The sequence below is a fragment of the Roseateles sp. genome (assembly GCF_031397715.1).
In the GTDB taxonomy this organism is placed as follows: domain Bacteria; phylum Pseudomonadota; class Gammaproteobacteria; order Burkholderiales; family Burkholderiaceae_C; genus Paucibacter_A.
This window is the reverse complement of record NZ_JANNMI010000417.1, coordinates 1-17,635: the sequence shown is the minus strand read 5'-3', so window position 1 is coordinate 17,635 and position 17,635 is coordinate 1. Positions and strand designations below refer to the sequence as shown.

Here is a 17,635-nt window from a genome sequence, read left to right as displayed (position 1 = left end):
CATCATCGGGCGCATGGACGGGCCGCAACTGCTGAGCGTGTGCGGCTCGATCCGCGCCATGATGCGTTGACTGGCGCTGCGGGCCTCAGCCCGCCAGCAGCCAGCTGCTGACCCGGAAGGTGATGAAGGACGCCAGATAGGCCAGGCCGAACAAATAGCCGGCCATGATCAAGGGCATGCGCAGGCCGCCGGTCTCGCGCCGCACCGCCGCCAAGGTGGCCAGGCATTGCGGGGCAAACACAAACCAGGCCAGCAAGGACAGCGCGGTCGGCAGGCTCCAGCTTTGCGCGATCAAGGGGGTCAGCGCTTGCGCGGCGTCTTCGGCGCTGGCCGACAGCGCATAGACGGTGCCGAGCGCGCTGATGGCGATTTCCCGCGCGGCCAGGCCCGGTACCAGGGCCAAGCTGATCTGCCAGTTGAAACCGATCGGCTCAAACACATGGGCCAGCCCGCGGCCCAGCATGCCGGCCACGCTGTATTCGATCGCCGCGCCGGGCGCGCCCTCGGGTTTGCCGGGGAAGCTGGACAGCGCCCACAGCAACAGGGTCAGCGTCAGGATGATGCCGCCCACCCGCTTGATGAAGATGGCGGCGCGCTGCCACAGGCCAATCAGCACATTGCGCGGGTTGGGCCAGTGGTAGCTGGGCAGCTCCATCATCAGCGGGCGCACTTGCGCGCCGCTGGTGAAACGTTTGAGCACCCAGGCCACGGCCATGGCGCCGCCTATGCCGGCCAGATACAGGCCCAGCAGCACCAAGCCTTGCAGCTCAAGTCCGCCCAGCAGGGTTTGCTGCGGGATAAAGGCGCCGATCAGCAAGGCATAGACCGGCAGCCTTGCCGAGCAGGTCATCAAGGGGGCGATCATGATGGTGACCAAGCGGTCACGCGGATTGGCGATTGAGCGCGTCGCCATGATGCCGGGGATGGCGCAGGCAAAACTCGACAGCAGCGGGATGAAGCTGCGCCCGGACAGGCCCACGCTGCCCATCAAACGGTCAAGCAAGAAGGCGGCGCGCGGCAGATAGCCGGATTCCTCCAACACCAGGATGAAGAAGAACAGGATCAGGATCTGCGGCAAAAAGACCAGCACGCCGCCGACGCCGGCGATCAGGCCGTCAACAATCAGGCTGTGCAGCCAGCCCTCCGCAAGATGGGCGCCGGCCTGCTGACCCAGCCAGCCCATCGCCGCTTCGATCAGGTTCATTGGTCCCTCGGCCCAGCTGAAGACGGCCTGAAACAAGAAGAACAAAACAGCCAGCAGAATCAGCGGGCCGACGACCTGATGCAGCAAGACACGGTCGATGCGGTCGCTCGGTAAATGCGGCAAAGCCCGGTCCAGGTCCAGCGCCTGCAAAATCTTGCGTACCTGCTCATGGTCGGCGGCTTGCTCAATGGCCGAGTTCAACTCGGGTACGGCGTTGATGCCGGCGGACCAGACGGCACTTTGGTCGAGCAGCAGTTTCAACTCGTCAACGCCAATGCCTTGGGTGGCCACGGTTCGGATCACCGGCACCCCGATCGCTTTTGAGAGCGCTTGGGCGTCGATGTGGATGCCGCGGCGATCGGCCAAGTCGGTCATATTGAGGGCCACCACGCAGGGCAGACCCAGTCGTTTGACCGCCAGCACCAAGCGCAGGGTGCGGCGCAGATTGGTGGCGTCCAGTACGCAGATCACCAGATCGGGCCGCTTCTCGCCGCGCGCGCGGCCGGCCAACACATCGCAGGTCACCCGTTCGTCCGGTGAGCGTGGGTGCAGGCTATAGGTGCCGGGCAGGTCGAGCAGACGCAAGGTCTTGCCGGCGGCGCTGCGCAGGCGTCCCTCTTTGCGCTCGACCGTCACGCCGGCATAGTTGGCGACTTTTTGCTGGCTGCCGGTCAGCCGATTGAAGAGGGCGGTCTTGCCGCAATTCGGATTGCCCACCAGCGCCAACAAGGGCCCGCTGGGATGCAGGTGAATGATGGCTTCACGCATCAGCTCAGGCCTCGCTCAGAGATTGGGCCCGCACGCTGATGCAAGCCGCCTCGGCCCGGCGCAGTGCAAAGGTGGATTGGCCGATCCGCACCACCAGCGGGTCGGCGCCCGGCAGGCCGCGCGCCATCACGCAGACCGCCTCGCCGGGCCAAAAACCGAGCTCTTCCAGCCATGCCGCCCATTCAGGGGCGTAGCTGGGCGAGCTCACGCCGACCACGCTCATCGGCGCGCCGATGGCGGCCATCGCCAAACTGTCATTCAATGCGCTTTTCATGGGGGGTCTGAGCTCGGCGTGTGTGCAATCATGTGTAATCAAGAATGATTCTCATTATAGGCGCACAAAATAGGCGCACGAAACCATCTGCTCGGCAGCCCGCCCCGCAGTTCAGGACCGTTGCGAGCGACTCAAGTTTTGCTCAAGCGCCAGCTTCAACTGTTGATAACTGGTCACAAAGGCCTCGCCCTGGCGCAGGTCGGCATTGCGCTCCAGTGCATCGCACAGCTCGTAGCTATTGCCGCTCGGCTCGATAAAGGCTAGGCAGCCTTTGATGCCATGCACGGTGATGGCGGCGGCATGCCAGTCCTGACTGTCGACGGCGGCATCAATTTCTTGCAGGCGCAGCGGCAGCTGCTCTCGAAAGGCCGATGACATCTGGCTTTTGAGCTCGCGAACGCGTTGCGCTCGCAGCTCTTGTTTGCTGATCGGTGCCGGCGGCGTATCCGCCTCGGGTGTCGATGCGCCGTCTGCCTGAGTCGACGGATCCTGGGTGCCGCGCGGTTTCAGCGCCAGCCCCGAGCGACGGCGGTCCTCGATCACCTGGCTGAGCACCCGGTGCAGCTCGCGCTCATCAATCGGTTTGCTCAAAAAGCCCACCATGCCAGCGCTCAGGAAGCGCGCCCGGTCCTGCTCGGACGCATTCGCCGTCAGCGCAACGATGGGGATGCTAGTGTCGGCGAACACAAGCTCCCGCCAATGGCCGGCCCGAATATGGGCGGTCGCCTCTAGGCCGTCCATCACCGGCATGCGGCCATCCATCAAGACCAGGTCAAAGGCGGCTTGAGCAAGAGCTTGCAGCGCCAGCTCGCCGTTCTTCACCAGGCTCACCTGATGCCCCATATCGCTCAACAAGGCCTTGATGATCAGCTGATTGGTCTGCGCATCCTCGGCCACCAGCACATGCAGTTGATGTTCATGTGGCGGCAGCGCTTCGAGCGGCTCTTGCGTCGGTTGCTGGCCAATCGCGAGCGGCACCTCAAAGTAAAAAGTGCTGCCCTGGCCCAACTTGCTGTGCAAGCCGATGCGCCCGCCCATCAACTCCACCAGCTGCTTGCAAATGGACAGCCCCAGGCCGGTGCCGCCAAAGTTGCGCGTGGTCGACATATCGGCCTGCTCGAATTTCTGGAACAAGCGGCTCTGGGCTTCTTCGCTGATGCCCAGCCCCGAGTCCTGCACCGCGAGATAGACGGACACCATGCCGGGATGCGGCGTGCTGGCGCCGAGGCTGGCGGCCACCGTGACGCCGCCCCGTTCGGTGAACTTGATGGCGTTGCCGACCAGGTTCAACAGTACTTGGCGCAGCCGGGTCGGGTCACCTTGCAGATAGGCCGGAATTTGCGGGTCCAGATGCAGCTCAAGCTGAATGCTTTTTTGCCCCGCGCGTTCGGTCAGCAATTGCATCGCGTCGTCGAGCAAGGGTCGCAGGGCGAAGTCCACGTTTTCCAGCTTGAGCTTGCCGGCCTCGATCTTGGAGACGTCGAGCAAATCATTGACGATTTGCAGCAGGGCTTGCGCATTCTTGCTGGCCAACTCGACCCGCTCGCGCGCCAGCGGCTCCATCTGCCCGCGCAGACCCAGCTTGAGCATGCCCAGAATGCCGGCCATCGGCGTGCGCAACTCATGGCTCATCATGGCCAAGAAGGCGCTCTTCAAGATTGAGGCCTGCTCGGCCGCGTCTTTCAAGGCCAGCAGGCGCAGATTGCTTTCCTCCAACTGGCTGTCACGCCTGACGATCTGATCGAGCATGCGGTTGAACACGGCGCTCAAGGCGCCGACTTCATCATTCGCCACTACTTGGGCGCGCACGGTGAACTTCTCACGCTGCGAGACCTCATCCATCACCTGCTTCAGGCCAGTGATGGGCGCCAGCGCACGGTGCAAGAAGCGCCGCGCCAGAGCCAAGGCGGCCGCCCCCGACAGCCCCAGCGTCAGTAGCAAGGCCAGGCCGAACTGAACAATCGAGCGCGACATGCGCGTCAGGTCAACCTGGGCGACGATGCTGCCGACCTGCGCCTCGGACAGCATGACGGGCGAGACCAGCAGCAGCGCGCTGTCAAACAGCCGGCTGGGTGCCGGCGTCTGCAGCTCGGCCAAAGACATGCCCGTCTGCCCTTCGCTCAAGTGGCTGGCGATGATGCTGCCATTGGCACGCAGGATGTAGACCGACTGCAGGCCGGGATAAATACTGGCGGCGCGCAAAATTTCGCCAGCCGCCTTGTCGTCATCAAAGACCAGCGGCGACGCTGCTTGCACGGCCAAGGTGTTGAGCCAGGCCTGGCTGCCCTCGATGACGGCGGCCCGTTGCATGGCGGCCTCTTGCAGCGTGATCAAGAGCAGCGATATCAACAGGGCGGCGGCCAAGGCGGCTGCAAGGATGTGCTCAAGCCGGGTGACCAAGGAGCCTTGGCTGGGTTGATGCAGGTCTCGGTTTGGACGGGTGCTTGATGTGCTCACGGATGGATTTCTTGGCGCCGCGACGCGGCTTTAGTGGGTGCTTCTGGCCAGTTGCAAGACCTTGGATGACAGCGTGATGCCGACCTTTTTGGTGCGCTGCATATTGACATCAAAAATCAGTCGCTTGCCGTCCAGCGACAACAGAATTGCCGCGCCCGCCGCCACCGGCGTGTCGGCCACGGTCAACACCGGCGCGTCGGCCAGATGCTTCAGGATCGCCTGCATATTCGGCGCCTCCTGCTCGGTGACGAACAGCAGCTGGCATTTCCTGACATGGGTCAAACCATTCAGGCGGCTCACGCTGAGGCGCCGGCCGTTGACGGTTTTGCCCTCCAGATCGTTCAAGGCCTGGCCAAAATTGTCCTGACCCAGCACGCACAGCAGCAGCCCTTCCGGCGGGCTCGGGCCGTCGGTGCTGGCGGGCCATTCGGCGAAGACCATGAAGTTGTAGAGATAGCTGGCCTTCATCATGTACTCGGGCACGGCTCGTGTCTGGGCGTTCAAGGGCAGCCAAGCCGGCCCGCACAGGCCAGTCAGCAGCAACAAGGCATTGTGGAGAAAAGGACGTCTCATCCTTATTTCCAAAAGTCCCAGCTCAGTTGCAGCCAGAACGTTCGCCCGTCCATCTCCATGCTGTCCAGCACCGGGCCGTCTTGCTGATGCCGGACGATGGAGCTCGGCACCGCGTAGCGCCGATCCAAAGCGTTCTTGATGCTGAAGGCGGCGCCGACGCCGTTCCAGCGCTGCGCCGTCGTCAGGGTCAGATTGAGCAGGGTGATGCCGCCCAAGGGGCGGCCTGGGCGCACCACGATGTAGTTGTTGTCGCGCAACTCTTTGGTGATGCGCGAGCCTTGGTACTGCGCCTCGATGCCGAGTCGCAGGGCACTGTCCATGGCCGGCAGACTGAGGTTGAATTTGGCCAGCGAGCGCGGCGAATTGACCAGCTTGCGGCCTTCCGCGTCCGTCGCGTTTTGCCAAGCGGCGCTGGCTCGCAGTTGCACGTCGCCGGCCCAGCTTTGATCGATTTGCAGCTCGGCACCATGGGTTTTGCTGCGGCCCGCGAAGACATCCAAACCGGTGGCGGCCGAGCGGTAATGTTGATCCGCCAGGATGTAGCGGTAGACGGAGCCGGTCAGCCGCAGGGCCGGGCTGACGTCATGCAGCAAGACCAACTCGGTCGCGGTCACTTGCTCAGGCTTGAACGCATCGGACTGCTTGGAGGCGCTGACGTCATAGGGATTGGGCAGGCGAAAGGCCCGGCTGTAGGAGGCCTTGACGGTGGTTTCCGGCGCCGCTTGGTAGACCAGCGCCAGGCGCGGGCTCAGCGCCGCCTTGTGGGCGAAACGGATGCAGGGGTCGACCGAGCAGTCAATCGCATCGGGTTTGTCGTAGCGCAGGCCCAGATTGGCGCTGACCTGGGGGCTCAAGATGAATTCGTCGGTGGCGTACAGGCTGTAGGTCTTGTTGGTGTAGGGGAATCGGTGATAGCTGAACTGCTCGACGCGGTTCGAGTCCAGCGCCACCGGCGAAAACTCTTGCTTGAAATCATCCCGGTATTCGGCGCCGAACACGATCAAATGCCCGACAAAACGTGTCAGCGCAAATTTCTGATCCAGGCCCCACCATTGGCCTTTGTTTTGATTCAGGCGAAACTGCGCGACTGGATTGACATCGCCATATTCGCGTAGTGTTTTGTCCTCGTACAGGCCGTAATACAAGCGCGACACCGATTTGAAATCAGGGCTGAGATTGAAGTCATATTTGGCGCTGGCGTGGCTGGTCTCATCCACCAGCTGATAGATTTTATTGAAACCATCTTCGCGCCTGGGCAAGGGCGCGGCCTTGGTTCGGCTCACGCTGCTGGCTTGCAAGCTCAAGCCATTGAATTCAAATTTGCCGAATAGGCGCCGGTTTTCCTCGAAGTCCTGATTGATTGCCCAGCCCTTGTTTTGGCGCGGGGTATCGAAGTAGGGGAAGTAGAGATCCTGCCCGTCACTTTTGAGCCAAGAGGCCGACAGCAGCACATCCAGCCCGTTGTCAAGCCGCTTACCGGCACTGATGCGCTGTTTGTGGCCGCCGTTGCTGAAGACCTCGCCGGCCACCTGCAGCGCATTGAAATCGCTGCCTTTCTTGGTGATGACATTGATGATGCCCAGCAAGGCGTTATTGCCGTAGGTGACCGAGCCGGTGCCCGGCACATATTCGACCCGGTCAATCAAATCCAGGTCAATCAGACCCGCATTGTCGATATAGGCTTGGTTATAGAGATTGTCTTGGGTCGCGCTGCCGTCGATCAGCACCATGATGCGGCCGACATAATCTCCCGGCGCCCCGAAACCCCGCCCGCCCAGATATTCATAGCGGCGATCAAAAGTGGTGTAAAGCCCGCGCATGCTGTTGATGACGTCGGCCAACGTGCGGTAGCCGAAGGTCCGAATATCGGCGGCGGTCACGATCGACACCGCGGCGGGGGAATCGCTGACTTGGCGGGCCAGTTTTGAGGCGGTGATGACATCGGTCTGTGTCAACTTCTCAAACGGCAGCGAGGTCAGGTCTACCGAGCTGTCCTGCGCAGAGGCATTGGCAATGCAGGCAAGGGCGAGGCAGAAAAACGAGGTGGATCGCATGCGTGAGGGTCGGTTCGGGAGACTGGAGCAGGTTGTCGTAGCGCCGATGGCGGCGCTGAACTGTACTTGAGTGCGGGGCAGCGGCTTTGCCAATGCAATGCCCTTGTCTGGACAGACTCTGGCGGCATAAAACACCCAACCTGAAGGCAATAACGGGGCACAAGTTCGGCTTCCTTGGGGCGACCGCAAACAGCGTTCAGTTGCCAAAAATCGAGCGCGCAAACGTTTAGCGTTTACCTTTACCCGGCTGCACGCGCAAATTTCCTACAATGCGTGCTCCTTGTCCGGGGTCGCCCGGGCGAGACCATTGTTCCGGTTATTTGTGCAGATGATTTTTAGCCTAAGCTCCCCAGCCATGATTGCTTCTCCGAAGTGTTTTGCTTCCCCTGCGCGCACCGCCTTGGCGCTGGCTTTGTCCTTGGCTGGGCTGGCCGCCCAGGCTCAGACCAAGCCCGCCGTGATCTTCGATATGGGCGGCAAGTTCGACAAGTCCTTCAATGAGTCGGCTTACCGGGGCGTCGAGCGCTGGAAGAAAGAGACCGGCAAGCCCTATCTCGAGTTCGAGATCAGCAACGACACCCAGCGCGTGCAGGCGATCCGCCGCATGGCCGAGCGTGGCGCCAGCCCCATCATCAGCGTCGGCTTCGCCCAGGCCTCGGCGCTGGAGCAAGTCGCCAAGGAATTCCCCAAGACCCAATTCGCCATCATCGATGCCGAGGTCAAGCTGCCCAATGTGCAGTCGCTGCTGTTCAAGGAGCATGAGGGCAGCTATCTGGTCGGCGCCATGGCCGTGCTGGCCAGCAAGACCGGCAAGGTCGGCTTTGTCGGCGGCATGGACATTCCCCTGATTCGCAAGTTCCAGTGCGGCTACGAGCAAGGCGCTCGCGCCACCAATCCCAAGGCCGAGGTGTTCTCGAACATGACCGGCACGACGTCGAGCGCCTGGAACGACCCGACCCGTGGCGGCGAGCTGGCCAAGGCGCAATTCGCCAAGGGCTCGGACGTGGTCTTCGCCGCCGCCGGTGGCACCGGCTCGGGTGTCTACCAGGCCGCCAAGGACGCCGGCCGGCTGGCGATTGGTGTGGACAGTAACCAGAACCATCTGCAGCCCGGCACCATGCTGACCTCGATGGTCAAGAACGTCGATGTGGCGGTCTACAACGTGCTCAAGGGCTGGAAGCCCGGCACCACCGTGCTGGGGCTGAAGGACGGCGGGGTCGAATACGCGCTGGATCAGCACAACGCCAAGCTGGTGACGCCGGCCTTGAAGGCCAAGGTCGAGGCGATCAAGGCCGACATCATTGCCGGCAAGATCCGCGTTGCCGACTACATGGCGGACGGCGTCTGCAAATATTGATGAGTAGTGCAGCAAGCCATGGCGCGTTGGCGCCCGCCGTCCGCCTGTCCGAGATCTCCAAGCGCTTCGGCGCCGTGCAGGCCAACCGCGCGGTCAGCCTGACAGTTGCGGCCGGCACGGTGCACGGCCTGGTCGGCGAAAACGGCGCGGGCAAGAGCACCTTGATGGCGATCCTGTACGGCTATTACCAGGCCGACTCCGGTGCCATTGAAGTGGGCGGCCAGCCGGTCACTGTCGCCAACTCGCAGCAGGCGATCGCGCTGGGCATCGGCATGGTGCATCAGCATTTCATGTTGGTGGACACCTTGAGCTGTCTGGACAACGTGATGCTGGGCGCCGAGCCGGGCTTCTTCTTGGTCAGCGGCGCGCGCCAGGTGCGGGCCAAGTTACAGACCTTGATGCAGGAGACCGGCTTGCATGTGCGACTGGACGCGCTGGTCGGCGATTTGCCGGTCGGCGAGTTGCAGCGGCTGGAGATTTTGAAGGCGCTGTACCGGGGCGCCCGGGTGCTGATTCTGGACGAGCCGACCGCCGTGCTGACACCGCAGGAAACCCTGCAACTGTTCGACACGCTGCGCCGCTTGCGGGCCGGCGGCGTGACGATTCTGTTGATCACGCACAAGCTCAAGGAGGTGATGGCGCTGTGCGACACCGTCACCGTGATGCGGGCCGGTCAGATCGTGCAGACCACCTCAATTGCCGACACCAGCGCCGAGGATCTGGCCCAGGCCATGGTCGGGCGCAAGGTCAATTTGGGCCGCAAGGCCAGCCAGGTTTCGGCCGATCCAGCGCAGGTCCGCCTGCTGGCCAGCGGCCTGCAGATGCGTGCCGCCAATGGGGTGGCGGTCTTGGCAGGGGTGGGCTTGAAGCTCTGTGCCGGCGAGATCGTCGGCGTGGCCGGCGTGTCGGGCAATGGCCAGAGCGAATTGCTGGAGGTTTTGTCCGGCATGGTGGCCCCCGAGGCGGGCCTGCTGCAGCTCGGCTCGACGACCTTTGATGCGGCGGGCGGCACCTGGTTGAACCCGCGCCAAGCGCGCGAGCTGAAACTCGCCCATGTGCCCGAAGACCGCCATGCCTGCGCGATGGTGATGAGTTTCCCGGCTTGGGAAACCGCCGTGCTGGGTTATCAGAACCTACCCAGCTACCGCAGCGGGCCGGCGGGTTTGAGCATGAATCAGGCCCTCATGCGCGAGCAAACGGCGCAGATGCAAGAACGTTTTGATGTGCGGCCGCGCGATGTTGAACTGGGCTCGTCCAAGTTCTCCGGCGGCAATCAGCAAAAATTGGTGATGGCGCGTGAAATCGGTCAGGCGCCAAGCGTTTTGCTGGTCGGCCAGCCGACGCGCGGCGTCGACATCGGCGCGATCGAGTTCATCCACGGCCAGCTGCGCGCGCTGCGCGATGCCGGCTGTGCGGTGCTCTTGGTCAGCAGCGAGCTGGACGAAATTTTGGCCTTGGCGGACCGTGTGATCGTGATGAATGGTGGCCGCGTGACCGGAGAGTTGGAGATTGCAGACTGTGACGAGAAGAGCTTGGGCCTGCTGATGGCGGCGCAAGTTGACGAGATCGCCGCATGAGCGCCCATCAAAGCACGGCGCTGCCGCGCTGGATCGATGTCGGCCTGTTGCCGCTGTGGAATCTGGCCGTTGCCATGGCCGTCGCCGGCCTGGTCGTGCTGGTGATTGGCCAGAGCCCGCTGCAAGCGCTCAGCGTGCTTTTGCAGGGCGCTTTGGGCAATGCGCGCGGCATCGGCTACACGCTGTATTACACGACCACCTTTATCTTCACCGGCCTGGCCGTCGCGGTGGCTTTTCACGGCGGCCTGTTCAATATCGGCGGTGAGGGCCAAGCGACGCTGGGCGGTGTCGGCTTGGGCCTGCTGGCGCTCAGCCTCGGGCCCTTGTTGCCCGCCGCGATATTGCTGCCGCTGCTGGTCCTGGCCGCTGCGCTGTTCGGCATGGCCTGGGCCCTGGTGCCGGCCGCCTTGCAGGCCTGGCGCGGCAGCCATGTGGTGATCACCACCATCATGTTCAACTTCCTGGCGAGTAGCCTGAATGTCTATTTGCTGGTCAACTGGCTGCGGCCCAAGGGCAGCATGTCGGTGGAGAGCGTGGCCTTTGCCGACTCGGCCCGCATGCCGGCGCTGCACGAGATGGCCGCCAAGTTTGGCCTGGAGCTGCCCTCGTCGCCGCTGAATCTGAGCCTGCTGCTGGCGCTGCTGGCCTGCTTCTTCGTGCATTGGTTTTTGTGGAAGAGTGCGGCCGGCTACGCCTTGCGCGCGGTCGGCAATGCGCCGCGTGCTGCGCATTACGCCGGCATCAAGCCGCGCTGGCAGATCATGCTGGCGATGGGCTTGTCGGGCGCCTTGGCCGGCCTGGTGGCGGTCAATGAGATCTCCGGCGTGCAGGGCAAGTTGACGCTGGACTTCGTCGCCGGCGCCGGCTTCACCGGCATCGCCGTCGCCCTGATGGGGCGCAACCACCCGGTCGGCATCGTGTTGGCTTCGCTGCTGTTCGGCGTGCTGTATCAAGGCGGCGTCGAGGTGTCGTTCGAGCTGCCCGGCTTCAGCCGTGAAATGGTGGTGACGGCGCAGGGTTTGATCGTCTTGTTTGCCGGCGCAATGGCGAGCGTCAGCGCGCCGCTGTTTGGCCGTATTTACTCAGTGCTCAAGCGTAAGGAGGCCGCCCGTGGATGAGGTCTTGATCGGCTCCGTGCTGGCGTCGACGCTGCGCGTCAGCACGCCGCTGTTGTTGTGCGCGCTGGCCGGCCTAGTGAGTGAGCGTTCCGGCGTCGTTGACATCGGCCTGGAGGGCAAGATGCTGTTCGCCGCCTTTGCCGCCGCCGCCGCTGCCAGTGTCAGCCAATCCACCGGCTTGGGGCTGCTGGCCGCGATCGCCGTGGCCTGCGCGCTGTCCCTGATCCACGGCTTTGCCTGCGTCACGCACCGGGGCGACCAGGTGGTGTCGGGCGTGGCCATCAATATGGTGGCGGCCGGCTTGACCGTGGTCTTGGGCATTGCCTGGTTTCAACAGGGCGGGCAGACCCCGCCGGTGGCGGCCGAGGTGCGCCTGACCGGCCTGATCCCGGCCTGGAGCGAGCTGGACGGCGCGGTCGCGGACCTGGGCCCTTGGCTGGGTGCGGTGGTCGGCCACGGCTTGCTGAGCCACAACATCATGGTCTATCTGGCCTTTGCGCTGGTGGCCGGGATGTGGTTTTTTCTGGAACGCACCAAGCCGGGCCTGCGTTTGCGCGCGGTCGGCGAGAACCCGGCCATGGTCGACGCCGCCGGTGTGTCCGTGCCGCGGCTGCGTTATGCCGCGCTGATGATCAACGGCCTGCTGTGCGGCTTGGCGGGTAGTTACTTGGTGCTGGCGCAGAATGCGGCCTTCTCGCCCAATATGACGGCGGGGCGCGGCTATATCGCGCTGGCGGCGATGATCTTCGGCAAGTGGAAACCCTTAACGACGATGTTCGCCTGTTTGCTGTTCGGCTTTTTGGACGCGGTGGCGATCCGCCTGCAGGGCGCGCATTTGCCGGTCGGCTTGGGCGGCGCCGAGATCCCGGTACAGCTGATCCAGGCTCTGCCTTATTTGCTGACCGTCGTCTTGTTGGCCGGCTTTATCGGCCAGGCCCTGGCGCCCAAGGCGCTGGGCCGGCCTTATGTGAAGGAGCGTTGAAAAAATGAAACTCAACCAAGACGTTCAAGACCAGTTGCTGCAAGCGTCGCTGGCTGCCCGCGCGCATTCCCATTCGCCGTACTCGGGCTATGCGGTCGGCGCCGCCTTGTTGGACGAGCAGGGCCGCATCCATGTCGGCACGAATATCGAAAATGCCGCCTACCCGCAAGGCTGGTGCGCCGAGGCCTCGGCCCTGACCGCGATGGTGATGGCCGGCGGCAAACGTGCGACCGCCGTGCTGGTGACCGGCCCCGGCCCGGATGTGATCACGCCCTGCGGCGGTTGTCGGCAAAAGCTGCGCGAGTTTGCCGGCCAAGATTTGTTGATCATCGCCGGCGATCCCGCAGGCATCAAACAGCAGTGGACGCTGGGCGAATTGCTGCCCTTCAGCTTCGGCCCCGAACATCTCACCGTCAGTGGAGTTAAAAAGTAATGATTGAAGAAAACAAGACCCTCAATATCGCGATTGACGCCACCGTCGCCAAGCTGAACGATTTGTTCGGTGCCGCGCCCGCCGTGGCCGTGGTGCTGGGCTCGGGCTGGGCCGGTGCGGTCAGTCTGGTGCAAGACGCCAAACACCTGTCCTATGCCGAGCTGGCCGCTTTCCCGCAACCCAAGGTTGAAGGCCATGTCAACGAGATCGTCGTCGGCAGTATCGGCGCGCAGCGTGTCGTGATGCTGCGCGGCCGTGCCCACACCTACGAGAGTGGCGACTGCACCGGCATGGCCGGCGCCCTGCGCAGCTTGAAGCGCTGGGGTGTGCAAGTGCTCTTGCAAACCAACGCCTCGGGCTCTTTGCGAGCGAATATGAGCCCCGGCAGCCTGATGCTGATCAGCGACCACATCAACGCGCCGCAGCGCTCGCCGCTGGTCGGCGAGCAGGGCAGCGAACGCTTTGTCGACATGAGCCATGCCTATGACGCCGAGCTGCGAGCGCACGCCAAGAAGGTCGCGCAGGCGCAGAACCTGATGTTGGGTGAGGGCGTTTATTGCTGGGCGCTGGGCCCGCAGTTCGAGACGCCGGCCGAGATCCGCATGTTCGCCGCCTGGGGGGCCGACGCCGTCGGCATGAGCACCGTGCCCGAGACCATCCTGGCCCGCCACGCCGGCCTGCGCGTGATGGGCTTGGCCTTGATGACGAATATGGCCGCCGGCCTGTCGGCCGAGGCGCTGACGCATGCTTTGACGCTGCAACAAGCCAGCTTGTCGGGCGAGCGCGCCGCCAACTTCCTGGGCGCGGTGGTGGCCGGTTTGGCCGAGCTGCCTTCGCTGCAAGTGGCGGCAGCGCCATGACGACAACTCTGCAGCTCGCCGCTGCCCAAGCGCTGCAATGCCTGGACCTGACCAGCCTGAATGACGCCGACACGCCGGCCGATATCGAGGCCTTGTGTGCGCGGGCGCAAACCCCGTTCGGTCCGGTTGCTGCTGTCTGCGTCTGGCCGCGCTTTGTCGCCCAGGCGCGCGCGCTGCTGCCGGCCTCGATCCGCGTTGCAGCGGTTGCCAACTTCCCCGCCGGCGACTTGGACCTGGCGCGCGCGCTGGCCGATGTGCAAGAGATCGCCACCGCCGGTGGCGACGAGGTCGATGTGGTGCTGCCTTACCGGGCCTTGATGAAGGGTCAGACGGTCGAGTGCGCGGAGTTTCTGGCCGAGGTTCGCCATGCGACGCGGCCGCTGACGCTGAAGGTCATCATCGAAAGCGGCGAGCTCCTGACGCCTGATTTGATCGCGCAGGGCGCGCGGCTGGCCTTGATGGCCGGCGCCGATTTCGTCAAGACCAGCACCGGCAAAACCAAGCTGTCGGCGACGCCGAAAGCGGCCGCCGTGATCCTGCATGAAATCAAGGTTAGCGGCCTCGGGTCGGCCGGCTTCAAGGCCTCGGGCGGCATCCGCACGGTCGCCGAGGCGCAGGTCTATTTGCAGCTGTTCGAGACCTATTTGGGTGCGGCGGCGATTGGCCCACAGCGGCTGCGCTTCGGTGCCAGCGCCTTGCTCAGCGACATCGAGTCGGTCTTGTCCGGTAGCGCCGCCGTGGCCACCAGCAGCAGCTACTGACCATGCTGGCCCAGGAGATCATCCGCGCCAAGCGCGATGGCGCGGCGCTGTCAGTGGCGCAGATTGAACACTTTGTGCGCGGCCTGGTCGACGGCAGCTGGAGCGAGGGCCAGGTCGCCGCTCTGGGCATGGCGGTTTTTCTGCGCGGCATGAGCAGGGCCGAGAGCGTGGCGCTGACGACAGCGATGATGTTGTCCGGCCGCGTGATGAGCTGGCCCGATATGCCGGGGCCGGTACTGGACAAACACTCCAGCGGCGGCGTCGGCGACAAGGTGTCACTGATGCTGGCACCGCTGGTGGCGGCCTGCGGCGGCTATGTGCCGATGATCTCGGGCCGCGGCCTGGGCCACACCGGCGGCACGCGCGACAAGTTCGACGCCATTCCCGGCTACAGCTGCACGCCATCTGCAGAACTATTTGACCGCGTGGTGCGCGGCGTCGGCTGCGCCGTGATTGGTCAGACCGCCGACCTGGCACCGGCCGACGGGCGCTTTTACGCCACCCGCGACGTCACGGCGACGGTCGAGAGCGTGCCCCTGATCACCGCCAGCATCCTGTCCAAAAAGCTCGCCGCAGGTCTGCAAGGCCTGGCGATGGATGTGAAGTGCGGCAACGGCGCTTTTGCCGACACACCCGAGATGGCACAGGACTTGGCGCAAAGCATCGTCGAGGTGGCGAATGGCGCCGGCCTGCCGACGCGGGCGCTGATCACCGACATGAACCAGGTGCTGGGCAGCGAGGTCGGCAATGCCTTGGAGATGGCGGAGGCGATCCGTTATTTGAAAGGCGAGGGCGTGCGTGATGCGCGTCTGCATGAAGTCACTCTGGCGCTGGGCGCGGAGATGTTGTTGCTGGGTGGCCTGGCGCGCGACCAGGCCGAGGCCATGGCCAAGCTGCAGCAAGCGCTGGACAGCGGCGCCGCCGCCGAGCGCTTTGCCCGCATGGTGGCCGGCCTCGGCGGCCCACTCGACCTGATGGAAAGGCCAGCCGCCTATCTGGCCGCCGCGCCCGTCATCATCGCGGCGCCGGCCCTGCGCAGCGGCCGCCTGAGCGCGATGCAAACCCGCGACATCGGCATCGCCATCGTCGAGCTGGGCGGCGGGCGGCGCAAGGCGACTGACGTGATCGACTTCCGCGTCGGTTTGAGCGGCATGCGGCAATTGGGTGAAGAGATCCGCGCCGGCGAGCCCTTGGCGCTGGTGCATGCGGCGGACCTGGAGGCGGCGAGGCGCGTGGTGGCGCAGCTGCAGGCGGCTTGCTGCTTGAGCGAAGACGGCAGCGGCTGGCAACCGGCAGCGACTATCTTGGCCCGCGTCGGCTAGACTTCCGACCCTGTTTCGTTTCAGCTTTCCCCTTCATGTCAGACAACACGCCAGCCTCAGAAAAACCGCTAGACCCGGCCCAGCATCGCCCCATCAAGAGCTTTGTCGTGCGTGCCGGCCGGATGGGCTCGGGCCAGGTCAAGGCGCTGGCCGAGCTGGGGCCCAAGTTCGTGCTGCCCTACAAGCTGGAGCGGCTGAATCCGGTCGAGATATTTGGCCGCGAAGCGCCGCTGGTGTTCGAGATCGGCTTCGGCATGGGCGACGCCACCGCCACGATCGCGCAGACGCTCAGTGACACCGACTTCATCGGCTGCGAGGTCCACGCGCCCGGCGTCGGCGCGCTGCTCAAGCACATCGACGAGCGGGGTTTGAGCAATATCCGCATCGTTCAGCATGACGCCGTCGACGTGCTGGAGCAGATGGTCGCAATCGACTCGCTGGCCGGCGTGCACATCTTCTTTCCCGACCCCTGGCACAAGGTGCGCCATAACAAGCGCCGGCTGATCCAGCCGCCATTCATTGCGCAACTGGTCAAGCACATCCGGCCCGGCGGCTATTTGCACTGCGCCACTGATTGGGAGCCCTACGCTCAGCAGATGTTGCAGGTGCTGGGCGCCGAGCCGCTGCTGGAAAACACCGCTGATGGCTTCGCGCCGACGCCGTCCTACCGCCCGTTGACCAAGTTCGAGAACCGTGGCATCAAGCTCGGCCACGGCGTCTGGGACGTGGTGTTCAAACGGCGTTAAGCGCGCACGCGCCGGCGCCGATACAACAGCGCCGCCAGCCCACCCAACATCAAGGCATAGGTCTGCGGCTCGGGCACGGCGGTGATCTCGAAGCGCAGACTGTCGCCGTCGTAATAGAGCTGGCTGTTGTAGCCGGCGCCCAGGCCGCTGATCTCGACCGAGGCGAAGGCGCCACTCAAATGGCCTGCCGTCAACAGCGTGAAGCTGCCCGGAGCGGCGTCGCTGGACAGGTTCAACTGCAAGGTGCCGCCCAGTACCGCGTTGCCGCCGACGCTGAGCCAGTCGGCCACGCCCAGACCCACATCGAATTCCAGCGCGGCACTCGACATTTGGGCGAAGCTGCCCAGCACCGTCAGCGTGGCGATCGAGTCTTCGCCGAGCACCACCAGGCCGCCCAGATTGTTCAGATCGCCGCCTATGCGGGCCTGGCCGGCCAGGGTGCCGCCCAGCACCACGACATTGCCGCTGCCGAAGGCATTGACCGAGCGGCCGACCAGGGTGCCGCCCGACAGCTCGACGCCGCCCGAGAAGCTGTTGTCGCCGCTCAGCACCAGAGTGCCGGCGCCGGCCTTGGCCAGGCTGCCCTCATAGACGCGTGCGTCGCGTGCAGTCTCGCGGGCCACGCCCATCGCGTACTCGGTCTGGTCGTCGGCGCTGGCACCGGGCGGCAGGCCTTGGGTCCAGCCCTTGGCGATCTTGGTGGCGGCCCAGCTGCCGGCCTCGGTCTGGTCTTCCAGCTTGCGCGCCTTGATGGCGACGTCGGAGATATTGTTGGACCAGCTGTCGCTCTGGCCCTGCGTGTCGACGGCGAAGCGGCCCTGGAACTGGCCCGGCCCGTTCATCGCATGGCGCAGGCTGACGGTGCCCCAGCCATTGCGGGCATCGGGCACCTGGGTCAGCTGGCCGGCCGTCGGATTGATGATGGCGGTGCCCGCGGCATTGTTGATGCTGCCGTTCTGGATCGCCGTGGTCTTCAGTACCTCCAGCGCCTGGGCATTGCTCATATAGGAGAAACGCTCCATCACCACGGCCAGCGCGCCGGACGCATGGGGCGCGGCCATCGAGGTGCCGGAGAAGGCGGCATAGGTCGCAGTCGGCACGCCGCCGGTGACGGTGACCGTGCTGCCGTTGATGGCGTTGCCGGGCGCG

15 protein-coding genes are annotated in these 17,635 nt (G+C 64.4%); 9 read left to right on the top strand and 6 right to left on the bottom strand.

Annotated elements, in window-relative coordinates; translation table 11 throughout:
- Positions 1-85 precede the first annotated feature (85 nt).
- The 5 genes from feoB to RMO57_RS18355 all read right to left on the bottom strand — a co-directional run bounded on the left by feoB (position 86) and on the right by RMO57_RS18355 (position 7,330).
- Positions 86-1,972 carry a ferrous iron transporter B gene (feoB, locus tag RMO57_RS18375; protein WP_310389113.1) on the bottom strand — a complete coding sequence of 629 codons (1,887 nt, stop codon included), beginning with the start codon at positions 1,970-1,972 and terminating at the stop codon, positions 86-88.
- 4 nt (positions 1,973-1,976) lie between these two features.
- The gene (locus RMO57_RS18370; RefSeq protein WP_310389111.1) at positions 1,977-2,246 is read right to left on the bottom strand and encodes a FeoA family protein; all 270 of its coding nucleotides are present in this window, start codon (positions 2,244-2,246) and stop codon (positions 1,977-1,979) included.
- A gap of 111 nt (positions 2,247-2,357) precedes the next feature.
- Positions 2,358-4,703, bottom strand: a complete 2,346-nt coding sequence (locus RMO57_RS18365; protein WP_310389109.1) for an ATP-binding protein — start codon at positions 4,701-4,703, stop codon at positions 2,358-2,360.
- Between the two features lie 30 nt (positions 4,704-4,733).
- Positions 4,734-5,276 (bottom strand): YfiR family protein, encoded by a 543-nt coding sequence (locus RMO57_RS18360; RefSeq protein WP_310389107.1) that lies wholly within the window; start codon positions 5,274-5,276, stop codon positions 4,734-4,736.
- Positions 5,277-5,278: 2 nt separating this feature from the next.
- The gene (locus RMO57_RS18355; RefSeq protein WP_310389105.1) at positions 5,279-7,330 is read right to left on the bottom strand and encodes a TonB-dependent receptor; all 2,052 of its coding nucleotides are present in this window, start codon (positions 7,328-7,330) and stop codon (positions 5,279-5,281) included.
- 355 nt (positions 7,331-7,685) lie between these two features.
- On the opposite strand from RMO57_RS18355, the gene RMO57_RS18350 reads away from it, so the two are divergent.
- The 9 genes from RMO57_RS18350 to trmB are packed head-to-tail and all read left to right on the top strand — an operon-like array spanning position 7,686 to position 16,486.
- Positions 7,686-8,687: a BMP family ABC transporter substrate-binding protein gene (locus RMO57_RS18350; RefSeq protein WP_310389103.1), complete on the top strand. Its 1,002-nt coding sequence runs from the start codon at positions 7,686-7,688 to the stop codon at positions 8,685-8,687.
- Positions 8,687-10,264, top strand: a complete 1,578-nt coding sequence (locus tag RMO57_RS18345; protein ID WP_310389101.1) for an ABC transporter ATP-binding protein — start codon at positions 8,687-8,689, stop codon at positions 10,262-10,264. Before RMO57_RS18350 ends, RMO57_RS18345 begins: the two co-directional genes overlap by 1 nt.
- Entirely contained in the window at positions 10,261-11,382 is a 1,122-nt protein-coding gene (locus tag RMO57_RS18340; protein ID WP_310389099.1) for an ABC transporter permease, read from the top strand. The genes RMO57_RS18345 and RMO57_RS18340 overlap by 4 nt, the downstream gene beginning before the upstream one ends.
- A complete protein-coding gene (locus RMO57_RS18335) occupies positions 11,375-12,364 on the top strand; it encodes an ABC transporter permease (protein WP_310389097.1) in 990 nt (329 codons plus the stop codon). Before RMO57_RS18340 ends, RMO57_RS18335 begins: the two co-directional genes overlap by 8 nt.
- A gap of 4 nt (positions 12,365-12,368) precedes the next feature.
- The gene (gene cdd / locus RMO57_RS18330; RefSeq protein WP_310389094.1) at positions 12,369-12,797 is read left to right on the top strand and encodes a cytidine deaminase; all 429 of its coding nucleotides are present in this window, start codon (positions 12,369-12,371) and stop codon (positions 12,795-12,797) included.
- Positions 12,797-13,657: a purine-nucleoside phosphorylase gene (locus tag RMO57_RS18325; protein WP_310389091.1), complete on the top strand. Its 861-nt coding sequence runs from the start codon at positions 12,797-12,799 to the stop codon at positions 13,655-13,657. Before cdd ends, RMO57_RS18325 begins: the two co-directional genes overlap by 1 nt.
- On the top strand, positions 13,654-14,418 hold the full coding sequence (gene deoC / locus RMO57_RS18320) for a deoxyribose-phosphate aldolase (protein ID WP_310389089.1): 765 nt from the start codon (positions 13,654-13,656) through the stop codon (positions 14,416-14,418). Before RMO57_RS18325 ends, deoC begins: the two co-directional genes overlap by 4 nt.
- A 2-nt stretch (positions 14,419-14,420) precedes the next feature.
- The gene (deoA, locus tag RMO57_RS18315) at positions 14,421-15,740 is read left to right on the top strand and encodes a thymidine phosphorylase (protein ID WP_310389088.1); all 1,320 of its coding nucleotides are present in this window, start codon (positions 14,421-14,423) and stop codon (positions 15,738-15,740) included.
- A 35-nt stretch (positions 15,741-15,775) separates the two neighbouring features.
- A complete protein-coding gene (trmB, locus tag RMO57_RS18310; protein ID WP_310389086.1) occupies positions 15,776-16,486 on the top strand; it encodes a tRNA (guanosine(46)-N7)-methyltransferase TrmB in 711 nt (236 codons plus the stop codon).
- Here the strand turns inward: trmB and RMO57_RS18305 are convergent.
- Positions 16,483-17,635: S8 family serine peptidase (locus RMO57_RS18305; RefSeq protein ID WP_310389084.1), on the bottom strand; the 1,153-nt coding region annotated here is incomplete at its 5' end. The genes trmB and RMO57_RS18305 overlap by 4 nt on opposite strands.